We start from the raw sequence: 14,217 nt of genomic DNA on the forward strand, positions 1-14,217 counted from the left end.
CGACGGATATTCGGATGCGGACCCCGGCGCCGTGGGGCAGCATGGTGGGTTGGCTCCGGGGACGCGGAGCTCAAATATCCTGATAGCAGTATGGGAACCTCTGCGTTGTCCTCTCCACTCACCGAGCTCCAGTCCCGCCTGCCCGAGTTGATGCCGCGCGACCAGCGGCGATTGCGGCGCAGGCTCGACGGCGTGCGCCGGGTACGCTCCCGCGAGGCCCGGGACAAGATCACCGCGGAGATCCTCGCCGACGTGGAACGCGCCGAGCGCCGCCTCGCCCGGCGCCGCGAAGCCGTACCAGAAGTCAGCTATCCGGAAAATCTCCCCGTATCCCAGCGCAAGGACGACATCCTCGCGGCCATCCGCGACCACCAGGTCGTGATCATCGCCGGGGAGACCGGATCCGGCAAGACCACCCAGATCCCGAAGATCTGCCTGGAGCTGGGCCGCGGTGTCAGGGGCCTGGTCGGCCACACCCAGCCGCGCCGCATCGCCGCCCGTACGGTGGCCGAGCGCATCGCCGAAGAGCTGGGCACCGAGCTGGGCCAGGCGGTCGGCTACAAGGTGCGCTTCACCGACCAGGCCAGCGACCGCACCCTGGTCAAGCTGATGACCGACGGCATCCTGCTGGCCGAGCTGCAGAACGACCGGCTGCTGGAGCAGTACGACACGCTGATCATCGACGAGGCGCACGAGCGCAGCCTCAACATCGACTTCATCCTCGGCTACCTCAAGCAGCTGCTGCCCAAGCGTCCCGACCTCAAGCTGATCATCACCAGCGCCACGATCGACCCGGAGCGGTTCTCCCGCCACTTCGACGACGCCCCGATCGTCGAGGTCTCGGGCCGCACCTACCCCGTCGAGGTGCGCTACCGGCCGCTCGACGAGGACGACGACCAGACGCAGGGCATCGTCGACGCCTGCCGCGAGCTGGTCACCGAGGGCCCCGGCGACATCCTGGTGTTCCTGTCGGGCGAGCGGGAGATCCGCGACGCCGCCGACGCGCTGGACAAGGCCGACTTCCGCAACACCGAGGTGCTGCCGCTGTACGCCCGGCTCAGCGCCGCCGAGCAGCACCGCGTGTTCCAGCGCCACACCGGCCGCCGCATCGTCCTGGCCACCAACGTGGCCGAGACGTCGCTGACCGTCCCGGGCATCAAATACGTCGTCGACCCCGGCTATGCGCGCATCTCCCGCTACAGCCATCGCACCAAGGTGCAGCGCCTGCCGATCGAGGCCATCTCGCAGGCGAGCGCCAACCAGCGCAAGGGCCGCTCGGGCCGTACCTCCGACGGCGTCTGCATCCGGCTCTACGAGGAGGAGGACTTCCTCAAGCGGCCGGAGTTCACCGACCCCGAGATCCTGCGCACCAACCTGGCCTCGGTCATCCTGCAGATGACCTCGATCGGGCTGGGCGACATCGAGGCGTTCCCGTTCGTCGAGCCGCCGGACCGCCGCCAGGTACGCGACGGCGTGAGCCTGCTGCACGAGCTGGGCGCCTTCGACAGTCAGGGCGGCATCACGAGCATCGGGCGCAAGCTGGCCGGGCTGCCCGTCGACCCGCGCCTGGGCCGGATGGTCCTGGAGGCCGAGAAGAACGGCTGCCTGCGCGAGGTCATGGTCATCGCCGCCGCGCTGTCCATCCAGGACCCGCGCGAGCGGCCCGTCGACAAGCAGCAGCAGGCCGACGAGAAGCACCGCCGCTTCGCCGACCCGGAGTCCGACTTCCTGTCCTACCTCAACCTGTGGAACCACCTGCGGGACAAACAGCGGGAGCTGTCCTCCAGCGCCTTCCGCCGCCTGTGCAAGTCGGAGTTCCTCAACTACCTGCGCGTACGCGAGTGGCAGGACATCTACAGCCAGATCCGCCAATCCCTCGGCGCCCAGCCGGGGAGCCAGCAGGCCGACCCGCAGCAGGTGCACGCCGCGCTGCTGGTGGGCCTCCTGTCGCACATCGGCGTCAAGGACGTCATGGAGAAGCGGGCCCCCGACGGGCGCCGCCCGATCCAGGAGTACATCGGCGCCCGCAACGCCCGCTTCGCCATCTTCCCCGGCTCCGCGCTGGCCAAGAAGCAGCCCCAGTGGGTGATGTCGGCCGAGCTCGTCGAGACCTCCCGGCTGTGGGCCAGGGTCAACGCCAAGATCGAGCCCGACTGGGTCGAGCCGCTGGCCCAGCACCTGGTCAAACGCACCTACTCCGAGCCGCACTGGGAGAAGAACCAGGGCGCGGTGATCGCGCTGGAGAAGGTCACGCTGTACGGCGTACCGCTGGTGGCCGGGCGGAAGGTCAACTACGGCCGCATCGACCCCGACCTGTCACGCGAGCTGTTCATCAGGCACGCGCTCGTCGAAGGCGACTGGGACAGCCACCACCGCTTCCTCCAGGACAACCGGAAGCTGCTCGAAGAGGTCGAGGAGCTGGAGAACCGGGCCCGCCGGCGCGACATCATGGTCGACGACGAGGCGCTGTTCGACTTCTACGACCAGCGCGTCCCCGCCGACGTCGTGTCCGCGCGCCACTTCGACTCCTGGTGGAAGAAGGTCAGGACCACCGAGCCCGACCTGCTGACGTACTCGCCCGAGATGCTGGTCAACGAGGGCGCCGACGTCAGCGCCCACGACTACCCCGACGCCTGGCGGCAGCTCGGCCAGCGGATGAAGCTGACCTATCAGTTCGAGCCCGGCGCCGACGCCGACGGCGTCACGGTGCACGTGCCGCTGCAGGTGCTCAACCAGGTCAGCTCCGACGGGTTCGACTGGCAGATCCCCGGCCTGCGCGACGAGCTGATCACCGCCCTGATCAGGTCGCTGCCCAAGCACCTGCGCCGCAACTTCGTCCCCGCCCCCAACTACGCCAAGCAGGTGCTCCAAGGCGTACGCCAGGGCGGCGAACCCCTGCTGGAGGCCGTGGAGCGAGAGCTGCTGCGGCTGACCGGCGTACGCGTGCCGCACGACGCCTGGCAGCTCGACCAGGTCCCCGACCACCTGCGCATCACTTACCGGGTGATCGACGAGCGCAAGCGCACGATCGCCGAGGACAAGGACCTCGACGCCCTCAAGCGGCGCCTGGCGCCGCGCCTGCGCAAGACGCTCTCGGCCGCCGCCGACGACCTTGAGCAGTCGGGCCTGCACACCTGGAGTTTCGGCACCCTGCCCAAGGTCTTCGAGCAGGGCCGCATGAAGGGCTATCCGGCACTGGTGGACGACGGCGACTCCGTGTCGATCAAGATCTTCGAGACGGAGGCCGAACAGCGCCGCTCCCATTGGCCCGGCACCCGCCGCCTGCTCCTGCTCAACGTCACCAACCCGGCCAAGTCACTGCTGGGCGGCCTGTCCAACCAGGCCAAGCTGGCCCTGTCGCGCAGCCCGCACGGGGGCGCGGTGGCGCTCTTCGACGACGTGGTCAACGCGGCGATCGACAAGCTCATGCTCGACCTGGGCGGCCCCGCCTGGGACCCGGTCTCGTTCGACCGGCTCTATCAGCACGTACGCGCGCACGTGTACGAGACCTCGGCCGAGGTACTGGGGCGCACGGAGCAGATCTTGACCGTGTGGCACGCGATCGGCACCCGCCTCGACGCCCTGCGGCAGAGCGCCTCCACCTCGGACGTCCGCGACCAACTGGGCAAGCTCGTCTTCGCGGGCTTCATCACCGCGACGGGCTACCGCCGCCTACCCGACATACTCCGCTATATCCGAGCCATCGAACGCCGCCTGACCAAGCTCCCCGAGGAGCCGTGGCGGGACGAGGAGTGGATGGACCGGGTGCACAAGGTGGAGGACGCCTACGAGGACTTGCTGGCCCGGCTCCACCCGGCGCGACGCTCGGATCCGGACGTGCTGGAGATCCGCTGGATGATCGAGGAGCTCAGGGTCAGCTTCTTCGCCCAGACGCTGGGCACGCCCACGCCGGTGTCGGAGAAGCGCATCGCCAAGGCGATGGAGAAGCTCGCGCCTTGAGGAAGCTCACGCCTTGAGATGGATGGAGCGGCTCACGCCTTGAAAATGGAGGTGTCGAGCTCGAAGTCGATCGGGGCGGGCAGCCGGAGCGGGGTCCCGACGGGCACGGTGGCCGTGGTCCGGTAGACGCCGTCGTCGATGCCGCTGTAGACGGTGACGGACGGTGGTTTGGCGATGGTGTCGATCAGGAGGTAGATCGGTACGCCGCCGGTTGCGTAGAGCGGGGGCTTGTCTTCGCGGTCTCTTCGGGCGCTGCTGGTGGAGACGACCTCAGCGACCATGATCAGGCCTGAGGACAGCAGTTCGCGTTCGCCCCAGCGGGGGCAATCGGCTGGGGCCAGGACGAAGTCAGGCTCGACCGGGTCTCGTGAACCCTCGATGCATACATCGACGTTACCGGTCCATGCTTTCCAACGATGCTCGTCCAGGACAGGTATGAGCGCGCGGAAGAGCGCCATTGCGCAGGAGCCGTGCTCGGGATTCCCAACGGGGGTCAAGATCAGATTCCCTTCGATGACCTCGGCCCGGAAGCCGGAGAGGGGCGGCAGAGCATCGAACATCTCCCGTGCGGTTGCGGGCATGCGCTGATCACTGGTCCACTGACACTTCGCGTGTGGCTTGCGAGAGGTGGTCACCATTGAGTTGGTCCCTTCGTGTGGAGCGGCTCACGCTTTGAGGATGGAGGTGTCGAGCTCGAAGTCGATCGGCTTGGGCAGGTAGAGGGGGGTGCCCATGGCGACTTTGGTCGTCGTGCTGTAGGCGCCGTCCTTGATGGCGCTGAACACTGTGGCGGTCGGCTGCTCGGCGATCGAATCGATCAACAGGTAGACCGGCACCCCGCCCTGCGCGTAGATCTCCCGCTTCTCGTGGTGATCGCGATGGACGCTGCTCCGTGAGACCACTTCGGCCACCAGGAAGAGATGGGAGGACAGCAGCTCGTATTCGCCCCAGCGGCGGCAATCCGGTGGCGACAGTACATAGTCAGGTGTCGCTGAGTCATGTGAGCCCTCGATGCAGATGCTCACGGTGCTTACGGCGGCCCGCCAGCCGCGCTCCTTCCTGAGGGGCAGAAGGGCCTCACACAGGTCCATGGCAATCCAGCCCTGCTCAGGGCTGCCCATAGGGCTCACGATCAAGTTCCCTTCGATGACCTCTTGCCGGAGACCGGGCAGAGGGGGGAGTGCATCGAACAACTCCCGAGCGGTCCTGGGCAGACGGCTCGCGCTGGGGGTGGCGGCGTCGCACGCGCTCGCCTGCTCCAGCGCGGCGCTCTCGGGGCGAATCGTCAAGGCGACCATGTGAATCTGTCCCTTCGTATTCGAACGGGCACGCTAAGTATTCCACGTGTCCGAGTCGAACACACTCCAAAACCCAGGAAGCTCAAGCCGCCCGTCCCGAGATGTCCCTCATTGGCAGGTTGTCATTCGGCGCGCGGTGCTCCTAGGGCACGCCGGTCCTAGGCGCCGCCCGTTTAACGGATGACATGTCCCCTTGCTGGAGATCGATGAGGAATCCGTACAGTTGGGGGGACTATCCAGGAGGCTTGATGATCAAGGCAGTGGTGTTCGATGTCGGTGAGACGCTCATCGACGAGACCCGCATCTGGTCCCGCTGGGCCGACCGGCTCGGTGTGAGCAGTTTTGTGCTGATGGGCGCGCTCGGCGGAATGGCCGCGCTCGACCGCTCCCACAGCGAGGCGTTCCAGCTCGTACGGCCCGGCCTCGACATCGAGGCCGAGATCGCGGCCTGGGAGCGGGACGAGCCCCACAGCCTGCGCAACCACTTCGACGCCGACGACCTCTACCCCGACGTCCGCGAGGCCTTCAAGGCCCTGCGTGGGGCGGGATACCAGGTGATCGTCGCGGGCAACCAGCCGGCCAGGGCCTATGACGCGCTGGTCGCCATGGACCTACCCGTGGACTCGGTGCACACCTCTGAGGGCTGGGGGGTGTCCAAGCCCGCTCCCGAGTTCTTCGCCAAGGTGGCGGCCATCGCCGGGCGGGAGCCCGCCGAGATCCTCTATGTGGGCGACCGGCTGGACAACGACGTGCTCCCCGCTTCTCGGGCGGGCATGCGCACGGCGCTGTTGCGCCGCGGCCCCTGGGGATATCTGCACGCCGAGCGGCCGCAGGCGCGGGCCGCCGACATGATCGTCGACGATCTGCCCGCCCTACTGCCCGCGCTGGAACGGCTCGCCTGAGTTCGTCACGACGGTCTGCCGCCCGCGATGGAGCGGCTCACCTCAGTTCGTCATCGGGGTCGATGCGGACCGCGCGTTCCTCGGCGGAGAGGTCGCCGTCGTCCTGCCCCCAATCCTCGCCCCACTCCTCGCTCTCCGTGTCGGGCGCCAGCCCCTCGTCGGGCTGGGTGAGCCGGTGCGAGGGGCGGGGGGCGCGTTCCCGGTCGGGCGCCTCGCGCCGCAGTCGCTCGTCGAGCGTGTCCTCGTGCGCGGGGTCGTCCTCTTCTATGTCGTGGCTGAGGCCGAGGTCGTCGGTCCATTCGTCGACCTCGATCCGCTGCTCGTCGCTCAAGCCGTACCTGTCCGGAGGTTGTTCGGTCATACGCGTTCTCCTACCCAGCGCCACGCCCCGAACCCTGCCCCCACCGTTACCGGCCGAGCGCGGCGCCGATGAGTGAGCGTGGATCGGCCGCCCCGGCCAGCATCCCGTCCGGGCGTACGTCGATGACGTGCGCGTGCCCGAACAGGCTCCCGTACGGCCGGGCGGACACCTCATGTCCGAGCGCCGACAGGCCGTCCGCCCAGGTGGCGCCCTCCTCCAGGTCGATGACCGGGTCGGCCGGGGCGGCCCAGGTGTCGAAGCCGGTGTCGCCGGGGCTCAGCCGCCATCTGGGCGCGGCGACGGCCTGACCGGGCGTCTCCCCGTACCTGAGCAGCCGGGTGATCACCTGGAGCAGGATCTGCGGCTGCGCGTCGCCGCCCATCGTCCCGACGACCGAGCGGAGCGAGCCGTCCGGGCGGGTGATCAGCGCGGGCGCGAGGGTGTGGGGCGGTCGGCGGCCGGGCGCGTACTCGGCGGGGTGACCGGGCGTGAGCGAGAAGCCGATGCCCCGGTTGTGGAGGTTGATCCCGGTACGCGGCTCGAACAGCAGGCTGCCGAACCCGGCCGCGTTCGACTGGATCAAGGACACGCCCATGCCGTCGGCGTCGACCGCGCACAGATAGGTCGTGTCGCCGTCAGCGCTCGGGGCCCGCACGCTCAGCGGCGCCGCCGGGTCGATCAGTGAGCGCCGGCGGGCGATCTCGCCGGAGGTGAGCAGGTCCTTCGCGCTCTCATGGAGTACGTCGAGACGGTCGTGCCCGGCGATGCGCGCGGCCTCGGCCAGCAGATGGGCCCAGGCGGCATGGCCCGGTGAGACCGGCAGGCTCAGCCCTTCGACGATGCCGAGCGACATCAGGAGGAGGTAGCCCTGGGAGTTCGGCGGCACCGACCAGACGTCGTGGCCGAAGGCGCGCATCTTCAGCGGCTCGACCCAGTCGGCGAGCGGGCTGGACAGATCGGACTCCGCGTACTCGCCGCCGCCGACTTCGAGCAGGCCCGCGCCGAACTCGCCGCCGTAGAAGCCCTCGCGTCCCGACGCGGCGATGGCCTCGAGCGTACGGGCGACGCCGGGTCGCGACACGCGGTCGCCCGCCCTGCGTACGGTCGCGAAGTCGCCACTGCCGGGGCTCTGGGACGCCACGCGCGCGCCCGCGAGCATCAGCGGGGAGGCGGGGAAGCCGTCGCGGGCCAGGCGGATCGCCGGTTCGAGCAGGTCGGCGAGCGGCAGACGGCCGTGCCTGGCGTGCAGCGCGAGCCAGCCGTCCACGCAGCCGGGCACCGGTACGGAGCGGATGTCGTGCTGGTGCGGCATGCGCCGGTGTCCCTCGGCGCGCAGCCGGTCCGGGTCGGCGCCCGAGCCGGCCCTCCCGGACGCGTTGAGCGCACTCACCGCGCCCGCCTTCCCGGGGTCGACGGCGCCCGTCTGACCGGGGTTGACCGAGAGCGCGTTCACCGCGCCTGCCTGCCCAGGGCCGACCGATCCCGAGCCATCGTGGATCAGGGCGAACAGGTCGCCGCCGAGCCCGCACATGTGCGGCGCCGTGACGGCCAGGACGGCGTTGGCGGCGATGGCCGCGTCGGCGGCCGACCCGCCGCGCTCCAGCGCCGTTACCCCGGCGGAGGAGGCGAGATGGTCGACGCTGGACACCATGCCGTTGGGGGCGTATCTGGTGGTGTGCACCTGTCCGAGATTACGGCGTGCCGTCAGGCGTTCTCCAGGGACGGACGCCGGAGGGCCGCCTGCCTGACCGTCCGGCCCGAGAGCCGGGCCAGTCCGACGGCCGTGAGCAGCGTGACCGCCACGCACGACACGCCGCCGATCTCCAGGGCCGCCCGGGGCCCGAGCGAGTCGCTCAGCCAGCCCAGCACCGGACCGCCCAGCGCGCCCGCGCCGGCCCCGACCATGCCGAGCGCCGCGATGACCCGGCCGCGCATCTCGTCGGGGCTGTCGATCTGTACCCGGGCCGCGACCGTGGTGTCGATGATCACGGCCCCGGCCGCGATGGGCAGCATGGCCGCGGCGAACGTCGCCAGCCCCGGCATCAGCCCGCTCAGCGCCTGGAGAACGCCCGTGAGGAACGCGGTGACCAGCAGCAGCCGCAGCGTCAGCCGGGGCCGGGCGGCGGCGAGCACGCCGCCGATCACGGTGCCGATCGCGAAGACCGTGGACAGCAGGCCGTAGCCGCCGCCACCGGCGGCCAGCGGTCCAGCGCTCATGGCGGCCATCGTGACCTGGTAGTTGCGCCCGACACTGCCCAGCACGAACGAGAGCGCGAGGACGACCAGCAGCCAGGGGGTGCGCAGGACGTACCGCAGGCCCTCGGCGACGGCGCCGGGCTGCCGCTCGGCGGCGGCCAACGGGTGGAACTCCTCGCGGCGCATGGCCAGGACGGCGCCTATCACCACGAAGAAGGTGGCGGTGTTGACCAGGAACAGGCCGCCGTTCCCGGTGAACGGCAGCAGCACCCCGGCCAGGCTCATGCCCAGGATGCGGCCCGCGGAGTTGACGATCGAGCCGAGCGCCATCGCGTTCGGCAGGTCCTGCGGCGGGACCACCTCGGCGCCGAAGCGGCCGAGGGCGGGCCCGTGCAGCGCGGAGACCACCCCGCCGGCCAGCGCCACCACGTACAGCGGCCAGACGGAGGCGTTGCCGCTCAGCGCCAGCGCCGCGAGCACGGCGGCCAGCCCGGCCTGGGCGATCTGGGCGGCGATCACGACGGGACGGGTGGGCAACCGGTCGGCCAGCGCGCCGCCCCACATGCCGAGCAGCAGCGTTGGCAGCGCCTGCACGACCAGGCTGAGCCCGACGCTGGTGGCCGAGCCGGTGAGGGAGAGGATGAGCCAGTTGACGCCGAGCACCTGCATCCAGGTGCCGGTGATGGAGACCAGGTCCGCACCGGCCCACAGCCGGTAGTTGTGGTGGCGGAGGGCACGGAACATCGTGGGGGAACGCGTGGGCAAAACTTGTCTTTCTCTTTGAAGGGCGACAGGTTTCTAACACGCTGCTCCGAGAAGCGGATTCCGGCCTGACCGAAATGTGAGGCGGCTCACGGGCAGGTCAGACCGGTTCGAGTGGGCGGTCCCGGTCCACCAGGGCCGCGTAGTGGCCCTCCAGCGACATCAGCGTGTCGTGCGTGCCGCGCTCGACCACCCGGCCGCCGTCCAGGACCACGATCTGGTCCGCGTCGCGGACCGTGGAGAGGCGATGCGCGATCATGATCGTGGTACGGCCTTCGGCCAGCGTGTCCAGCGCCTCCTGTACGGCCCGCTCCGTCTGCGTGTCGAGGGCGCTGGTCGCCTCGTCGAGCACGAGCACCGGCGGATTGCGCAGCAGGGTGCGGGCGATGGCCAGCCGCTGCTTCTCACCCCCGGAGAACCGGTAGCCGCGCTCGCCCACCAGCGTCTCGTAGCCGTCGGGCAGAGAGGCGATGTGGTCGTGGATGCGCGCCGCCCTGGCCGCCTCCGCCAGCTCCTCGTCCGTGGCCGAGGGCCGGGCGAAGCGCAGGTTCTCGGCGATCGTGGCGTGGAACAGGTACGTCTCCTGGGAGACCACGCCGACCGTCTCGGCCAGCGTCTCGAAGGTGAGGTCGCGGACGTCCACCCCGTCGATGGTCACCCGGCCGCCGGTCACGTCGTAGAGCCGGGGCAGCAGATAGCTGAGCGTCGTCTTCCCGGAGCCGGTCTCGCCGACGACGGCCAGGCTGGAGCCCGGCGGCACGGTGATGTCCACGTCGCTGAGTGTGGGCTCCTCGTCGTAGGAGAAGTCGACCCGCTCGTAGCGGACCTCGCCGCGGACGTCGCTCAGCGTACGCGTGCCCGGGTGGATGTCGATGGACAGGTCCAGATACTCGAAGATGCGGCCGAACAGCGCGAGCGAGCTCTGCACCTCGACCCCGAGCCGCAGCAGCGACACCGCCGGCCTGAACAGGCTGACCTGCAACGTCGTGAACGCCACCAGCGTGCCGACGGAGACCACGCCGGTGTAGCCGACCGCCCAGTAGACCAGCGCGGGCATCGCGGCCATGACGATCTGGATCGACGACTGCCGCCAGCGCCCCGCCATGCTGGACCGCACGCCCAGCTCGGCCAATTCGTCGGAGGCGTCGGCGAAGCGCTCGGTCAGCGCGGGCGAGCGGCCCATCGTACGGCCGAGCAGGATGCCGCTGATCGACAGTGACTCCTGCACCATCGACGAGATCACGGCCAGCTTCCGCTGCCGCTCGGTGGTGATGCGGCGGCGTTCCTCGCCGACCTTGCGGCTGATCCCCACGAACACCGGCAGCAGCAGGAGCGAGATCACGGTCAGCCGCCAGTCGAGCGCCAGCATGGCCACGACCGTGGCGATCACGGTGGTCAGGTTCGAGATGAGCGAGGTGGCGGTGGAGGTGACCACCGACTGCATGCCGCCGATGTCGTTGGCGATGCGCGACTGGACCTCACCGGTCTTGGTGCGGGTGAAGAAGGCCAGCGACATGCGCTGCAGGTGGCCGTAGACGGCGGTGCGCAGGTCGTGCATGACCCGCTGGCCGACCGTGGTGGACACCAGCGTCTGCAGGACGTCGAACACGCTGGTTATCACCGCGACCAGGATCATGCCCAGGGCCAGCAGCGCGAGCAGCATGGCGTCGCGGGTGGGGATCGCCACGTCCAGCACCTCGCGCAGCAGGAACGGCGAGGCCAGCGAGACCAGTGACGACAGCAGGATGAGGGCGCCGACCACGGCCAGCCGCCCCCGGTAGGCGCGGAAGAGTTTGATGATGCGCCGCAAGGGCGCGCGTGGTTCCTCGGCCAAGTAGGCCTCCTAATCAGATGCTCCCTCAAACAGAGGTTAACTCATACTTATTCCGGCTAAGCTATCCGGCATGGAGGACGTGGAGCTGTCGGAGCTCCTGCACCGGGTCAGCCGCCGCCTGCGGCACGGTTACGCGCATCGCCTCGCGCCGCTCGGCGTGAACCCCGGGCAGGCGCGGGCGCTGCGCGCGCTCGCCGACGCCGATCGGCCGCTCAGGATGGTGCAGCTCGCCGACGAGCTGAGGATCGTGCCGCGCTCGGTCACGCCGGTCATTGACACCCTGGAGCAGGCGGGCCTGGTGCGCAGGGAGGTCGACCCGGCCAACCGGCGCTCCACGCTGGTTGTGATCACGCCGGCGGGCCGCGAGACGCACGAGCGGTCGCGAGAGGCGCGCAGGCAGGCGGGTCAGGACCTGTTCGCGGTCCTGTCCGAGGACCAGCGCGACCAGCTCAAGGAGCTGCTCGGGGTGGTCGACGGCCAGCCACGCTAGGCACCACTCAGCTCTCGACGACCGCGCCGCCTTCGACCGTGCCACCGACGACTGCGCCGCCGACGACCGTGGCGAGGCAGGGCGCCCCGCTCAGCAGGGCGGCGTACGGGTAACGGCCGCGGGCGTCGAACACCGCGAAGTCGGCCCGGCTGCCCGGCCCCAGCGCCCCGATCCGGCCCGCCCCGCTCGACATGCCGAGCGCCCGCGCCCCACCCAGCGTGGCGGCCTCGACCAGCCTGCGGTCGAGTCCCGGAGACCGCTGCCCGCGCCCCTTGGCGTACTGCCTGATGGACCTGGCCAGCGCGAGCAGATCGGCCACCGGGCCGGCCGAGGCGGGGGCGCGGGTGCCGAAGGCGACGCGGTTGCCCTCGTCCAGGAGCGCCGGCAGGTCGTCGGGCGGCGACGGGCAGAGGGCGACCACGCTCTTGCGCAGCCGCAGCAGCTTGCGCTCGCCGGGATCCAGCGGCCGGTCGCAGGCCACATGGCAGTGCGGCCCCAGGATGCCCGCCTCGTCGAGTGCCGCGGGCGAGTGGCGGTCCAGGTCTGCCAGCAGTCGCAGGCCGAAGGTCCTGGCCAGCACCGCCACGTCCTCCAGCACCTGCGGGTCGGGCGTGTACGCGGCGATGCCCACCGTACGCGGCCGATCGACCTCGCGGATCGCGGTGATGACCGCGTCGCGTCCGGTCTCCTCCCATACCTGCTCGGACTCGTACGACACCTCGACATAGGAGACGCCGGGCAGCCGGGCCGGCTCGGCCGGGTCGGCGGCGACGCCGGCCCGCGCGGTCACCCCGGGCGGCGGCACGGCCGCCGTGGCGCAGGCGTCCACCAGCCCCGCCACGATCATCCCCGGCCAGCGTTGCTCCCGGGTGACGGGGAAGTAGGCGAGCAGTTCCTCCCGGAGCCCCACCTGAAGGACGCGTTCGCCTCGGACCGCGACCGCGGCGCCGCGCAGCGGGTCGGCGCCGATCGGCAGCACCAGCGGGGCGGAGTGGAGGACGATGGGCGCGGGCGTGCGCCTGCCGAGTTTCGGCGCTCGGCCAGATGCGGCACGCTTCGCGGACGGCAAGAGGACCTCCCGTCGGATGACCTGCTGGATTTACCCGCTGGGCTTAGACCTTCTGGTCTTTACCTGCTGGACTTTCCTTCTGGGCATTAAACGTGAGCTGGGCCAGGCATGCAATCACGTGCCGGGCCGAGCTTCCCTGGGCCGGTAGCTGCCGGAGAGCCGGGCGAGCTTGAGGCTGAGATGCAGGGCCAGCCGCTCGCCGCCGTCCTTCAGGTCGGTGCGGGCCAGCTCCTCCAGCCGCTGCAGCCGGTAGTACAGGGACGTGCGGTGCAGGCGCAGCGCCCGCGACGTGGCCACCGCGCTGCCCGCCAGATCCAGGTACGTCTCCAGCGTCTCCAGCAGCGGCAGGTACTGATCGTCGGCGAGCAGCTCCGCCAGCCCCGGATGCAGCTCGTGGTGCGGAAGATGGGTGAGCATCCGGTAGACGCCGAGCCGGGCCCACTCCACCGACCGGCCGAGATCGGGCACCCGGGCGGCCACCTCGGCCGCGTGCCGCGCCTCCGTGTACGACTCGGCGGCCTCGGCGAGTGCCGGCCTGGCCCGCCCGATCCCGACCACCACCGGGATCGACATCGCCGCGTGCAGTTCGTCGGCCGCCATCGCGCCGCCCGCGGTCAGCAGCACGGCGTGGTCGTAGCGGACCAGGTGCAGCGGGTGGTGCCCGCTCAGCCGCCGCCGCAGCGCGAGCAGGCCCTGCTCCAGCGCGAGCCGCAGCGCCTCGTCCGGCTCGTCCGACAGCGGCCTGGCCACCAGTACGGTCACCGGCTGGGCCTGCGGGAAGGCGCCGGCCTCGATCAGCTGCCGGGCCGAGTCCCGCTCGCCGAGCAGCAGGCCGGTGACCGCCTCCAACTCCCGGTGCGAGGCCAGCCCCGTGGCCAGGCTCTCGTGGTAGAGCGTCAGGGCCAGGGCGGGCGCCGCCGCGGCGGCCTCGGCGATCCGCGCGCCGGACATGGCCGGGCCAGAGTCGATGAACCAGAGGAAGCCCAGCAGCCCGGCCTCGTGCCGTACCGGAACGCAGACCCGGGGGAGCAGGCCCAGGTGCGGCGCGCCCGGGATGCGTAACGGCCCGGTGGCTTCGTGGATCCCGGCGGAGCGTACCCACCGGCGTACCTCGGGCGTGGAGTGCCTGCGCAGGATCGAGTCGCGGCGGACGTCGTCCATCGCGCCGTTCTGCTCGCTGTAGGCGACGACGCGTTGCACGCGGTCCTCCAGCAACAGCGGTCTGTCAAGGCGAGCGGCCAGCTCGTCCACGGTCCGCTGGAGATCCGCCACCACGTCACCTGGATATTTCGTCATTTGTCGGAGGACACGCCACAAGTCTTCCCTACAACTGATCGGTGATCTC

At 70.5% G+C, this 14,217-nt stretch carries 11 protein-coding genes; 3 read left to right on the forward strand and 8 right to left on the reverse strand.

Annotated elements, in window-relative coordinates:
* The first annotated feature begins 90 nt into the window (after nt 1–90).
* The gene (gene hrpA, locus AB0C30_RS07295; protein WP_357940594.1) at nt 91–3,960 is read left to right on the forward strand and encodes an ATP-dependent RNA helicase HrpA; all 3,870 of its coding nucleotides are present in this window, start codon (nt 91–93) and stop codon (nt 3,958–3,960) included.
* 32 nt (nt 3,961–3,992) lie between these two features.
* Here the strand turns inward: hrpA and AB0C30_RS07300 are convergent, their stop codons facing one another.
* Together AB0C30_RS07300 and AB0C30_RS07305 are read right to left on the reverse strand one after the other, a co-directional pair.
* Nucleotides 3,993–4,541 (reverse strand): Uma2 family endonuclease, encoded by a 549-nt coding sequence (locus AB0C30_RS07300; protein WP_357940596.1) that lies wholly within the window; start codon nt 4,539–4,541, stop codon nt 3,993–3,995.
* Between the two features lie 84 nt (nt 4,542–4,625).
* The gene (locus AB0C30_RS07305; protein WP_357940598.1) at nt 4,626–5,258 is read right to left on the reverse strand and encodes a Uma2 family endonuclease; all 633 of its coding nucleotides are present in this window, start codon (nt 5,256–5,258) and stop codon (nt 4,626–4,628) included.
* Between the two features lie 248 nt (nt 5,259–5,506).
* Here AB0C30_RS07305 and AB0C30_RS07310 point away from each other — a divergent pair, with 248 nt between their 5' ends.
* On the forward strand, nt 5,507–6,160 hold the full coding sequence (locus AB0C30_RS07310) for an HAD family hydrolase (RefSeq protein ID WP_357940600.1): 654 nt from the start codon (nt 5,507–5,509) through the stop codon (nt 6,158–6,160).
* A 37-nt stretch (nt 6,161–6,197) separates the two neighbouring features.
* Here AB0C30_RS07310 and AB0C30_RS07315 read toward each other — a convergent pair whose 3' ends face one another.
* The 4 genes from AB0C30_RS07315 to AB0C30_RS07330 form a co-directional block, all read right to left on the reverse strand.
* Nucleotides 6,198–6,521: a DUF5709 domain-containing protein gene (locus tag AB0C30_RS07315; RefSeq protein WP_357940602.1), complete on the reverse strand. Its 324-nt coding sequence runs from the start codon at nt 6,519–6,521 to the stop codon at nt 6,198–6,200.
* A 46-nt stretch (nt 6,522–6,567) separates the two neighbouring features.
* Nucleotides 6,568–8,202, reverse strand: coding sequence for a gamma-glutamyltransferase (locus AB0C30_RS07320; protein WP_357940604.1), 1,635 nt, complete (start codon nt 8,200–8,202; stop codon nt 6,568–6,570).
* 23 nt (nt 8,203–8,225) lie between these two features.
* Complete coding sequence (locus AB0C30_RS07325; RefSeq protein ID WP_357940606.1) at nt 8,226–9,482, reverse strand: MFS transporter; 1,257 nt, start codon at nt 9,480–9,482, stop codon at nt 8,226–8,228.
* 97 nt (nt 9,483–9,579) lie between these two features.
* A complete protein-coding gene (locus AB0C30_RS07330; protein ID WP_357940608.1) occupies nt 9,580–11,313 on the reverse strand; it encodes an ABC transporter ATP-binding protein in 1,734 nt (577 codons plus the stop codon).
* 70 nt (nt 11,314–11,383) lie between these two features.
* On the opposite strand from AB0C30_RS07330, the gene AB0C30_RS07335 reads away from it, so the two are divergent.
* Nucleotides 11,384–11,803 carry a MarR family transcriptional regulator gene (locus AB0C30_RS07335; protein ID WP_357940610.1) on the forward strand — a complete coding sequence of 140 codons (420 nt, stop codon included), beginning with the start codon at nt 11,384–11,386 and terminating at the stop codon, nt 11,801–11,803.
* Between the two features lie 7 nt (nt 11,804–11,810).
* On the opposite strand, the gene AB0C30_RS07340 is transcribed toward AB0C30_RS07335, so the two are convergent.
* Entirely contained in the window at nt 11,811–12,872 is a 1,062-nt protein-coding gene (locus tag AB0C30_RS07340; RefSeq protein ID WP_357940611.1) for an amidohydrolase family protein, read from the reverse strand.
* Between the two features lie 114 nt (nt 12,873–12,986).
* The gene (locus AB0C30_RS07345; protein ID WP_357940613.1) at nt 12,987–14,168 is read right to left on the reverse strand and encodes a helix-turn-helix domain-containing protein; all 1,182 of its coding nucleotides are present in this window, start codon (nt 14,166–14,168) and stop codon (nt 12,987–12,989) included.
* Nucleotides 14,169–14,217 lie beyond the last annotated feature (49 nt).

This window comes from Nonomuraea sp. NPDC048901 (genome assembly GCF_040649695.1).
In the GTDB taxonomy this organism is placed as follows: domain Bacteria; phylum Actinomycetota; class Actinomycetes; order Streptosporangiales; family Streptosporangiaceae; genus Nonomuraea.

What these genes read in the sequence shown, in the direction of transcription:
- AB0C30_RS07310 (WP_357940600.1), top strand. Translation starts at nt 5,507, where the DNA reads ATGATCAAGGCAGTGGTGTTCGATGTCGGTGAGACGCTCATCGACGAG.
- AB0C30_RS07300 (WP_357940596.1), bottom strand. Translation starts at nt 4,541, where the DNA reads ATGCCCGCAACCGCACGGGAGATGTTCGATGCTCTGCCGCCCCTCTCC.
- AB0C30_RS07315 (WP_357940602.1), bottom strand. Translation starts at nt 6,521, where the DNA reads ATGACCGAACAACCTCCGGACAGGTACGGCTTGAGCGACGAGCAGCGG.
- AB0C30_RS07305 (WP_357940598.1), bottom strand. Translation starts at nt 5,258, where the DNA reads ATGGTCGCCTTGACGATTCGCCCCGAGAGCGCCGCGCTGGAGCAGGCG.
- AB0C30_RS07345 (WP_357940613.1), bottom strand. Translation starts at nt 14,168, where the DNA reads ATGACGAAATATCCAGGTGACGTGGTGGCGGATCTCCAGCGGACCGTG.
- AB0C30_RS07335 (WP_357940610.1), top strand. Translation starts at nt 11,384, where the DNA reads ATGGAGGACGTGGAGCTGTCGGAGCTCCTGCACCGGGTCAGCCGCCGC.
- hrpA (WP_357940594.1), top strand. Translation starts at nt 91, where the DNA reads ATGGGAACCTCTGCGTTGTCCTCTCCACTCACCGAGCTCCAGTCCCGC.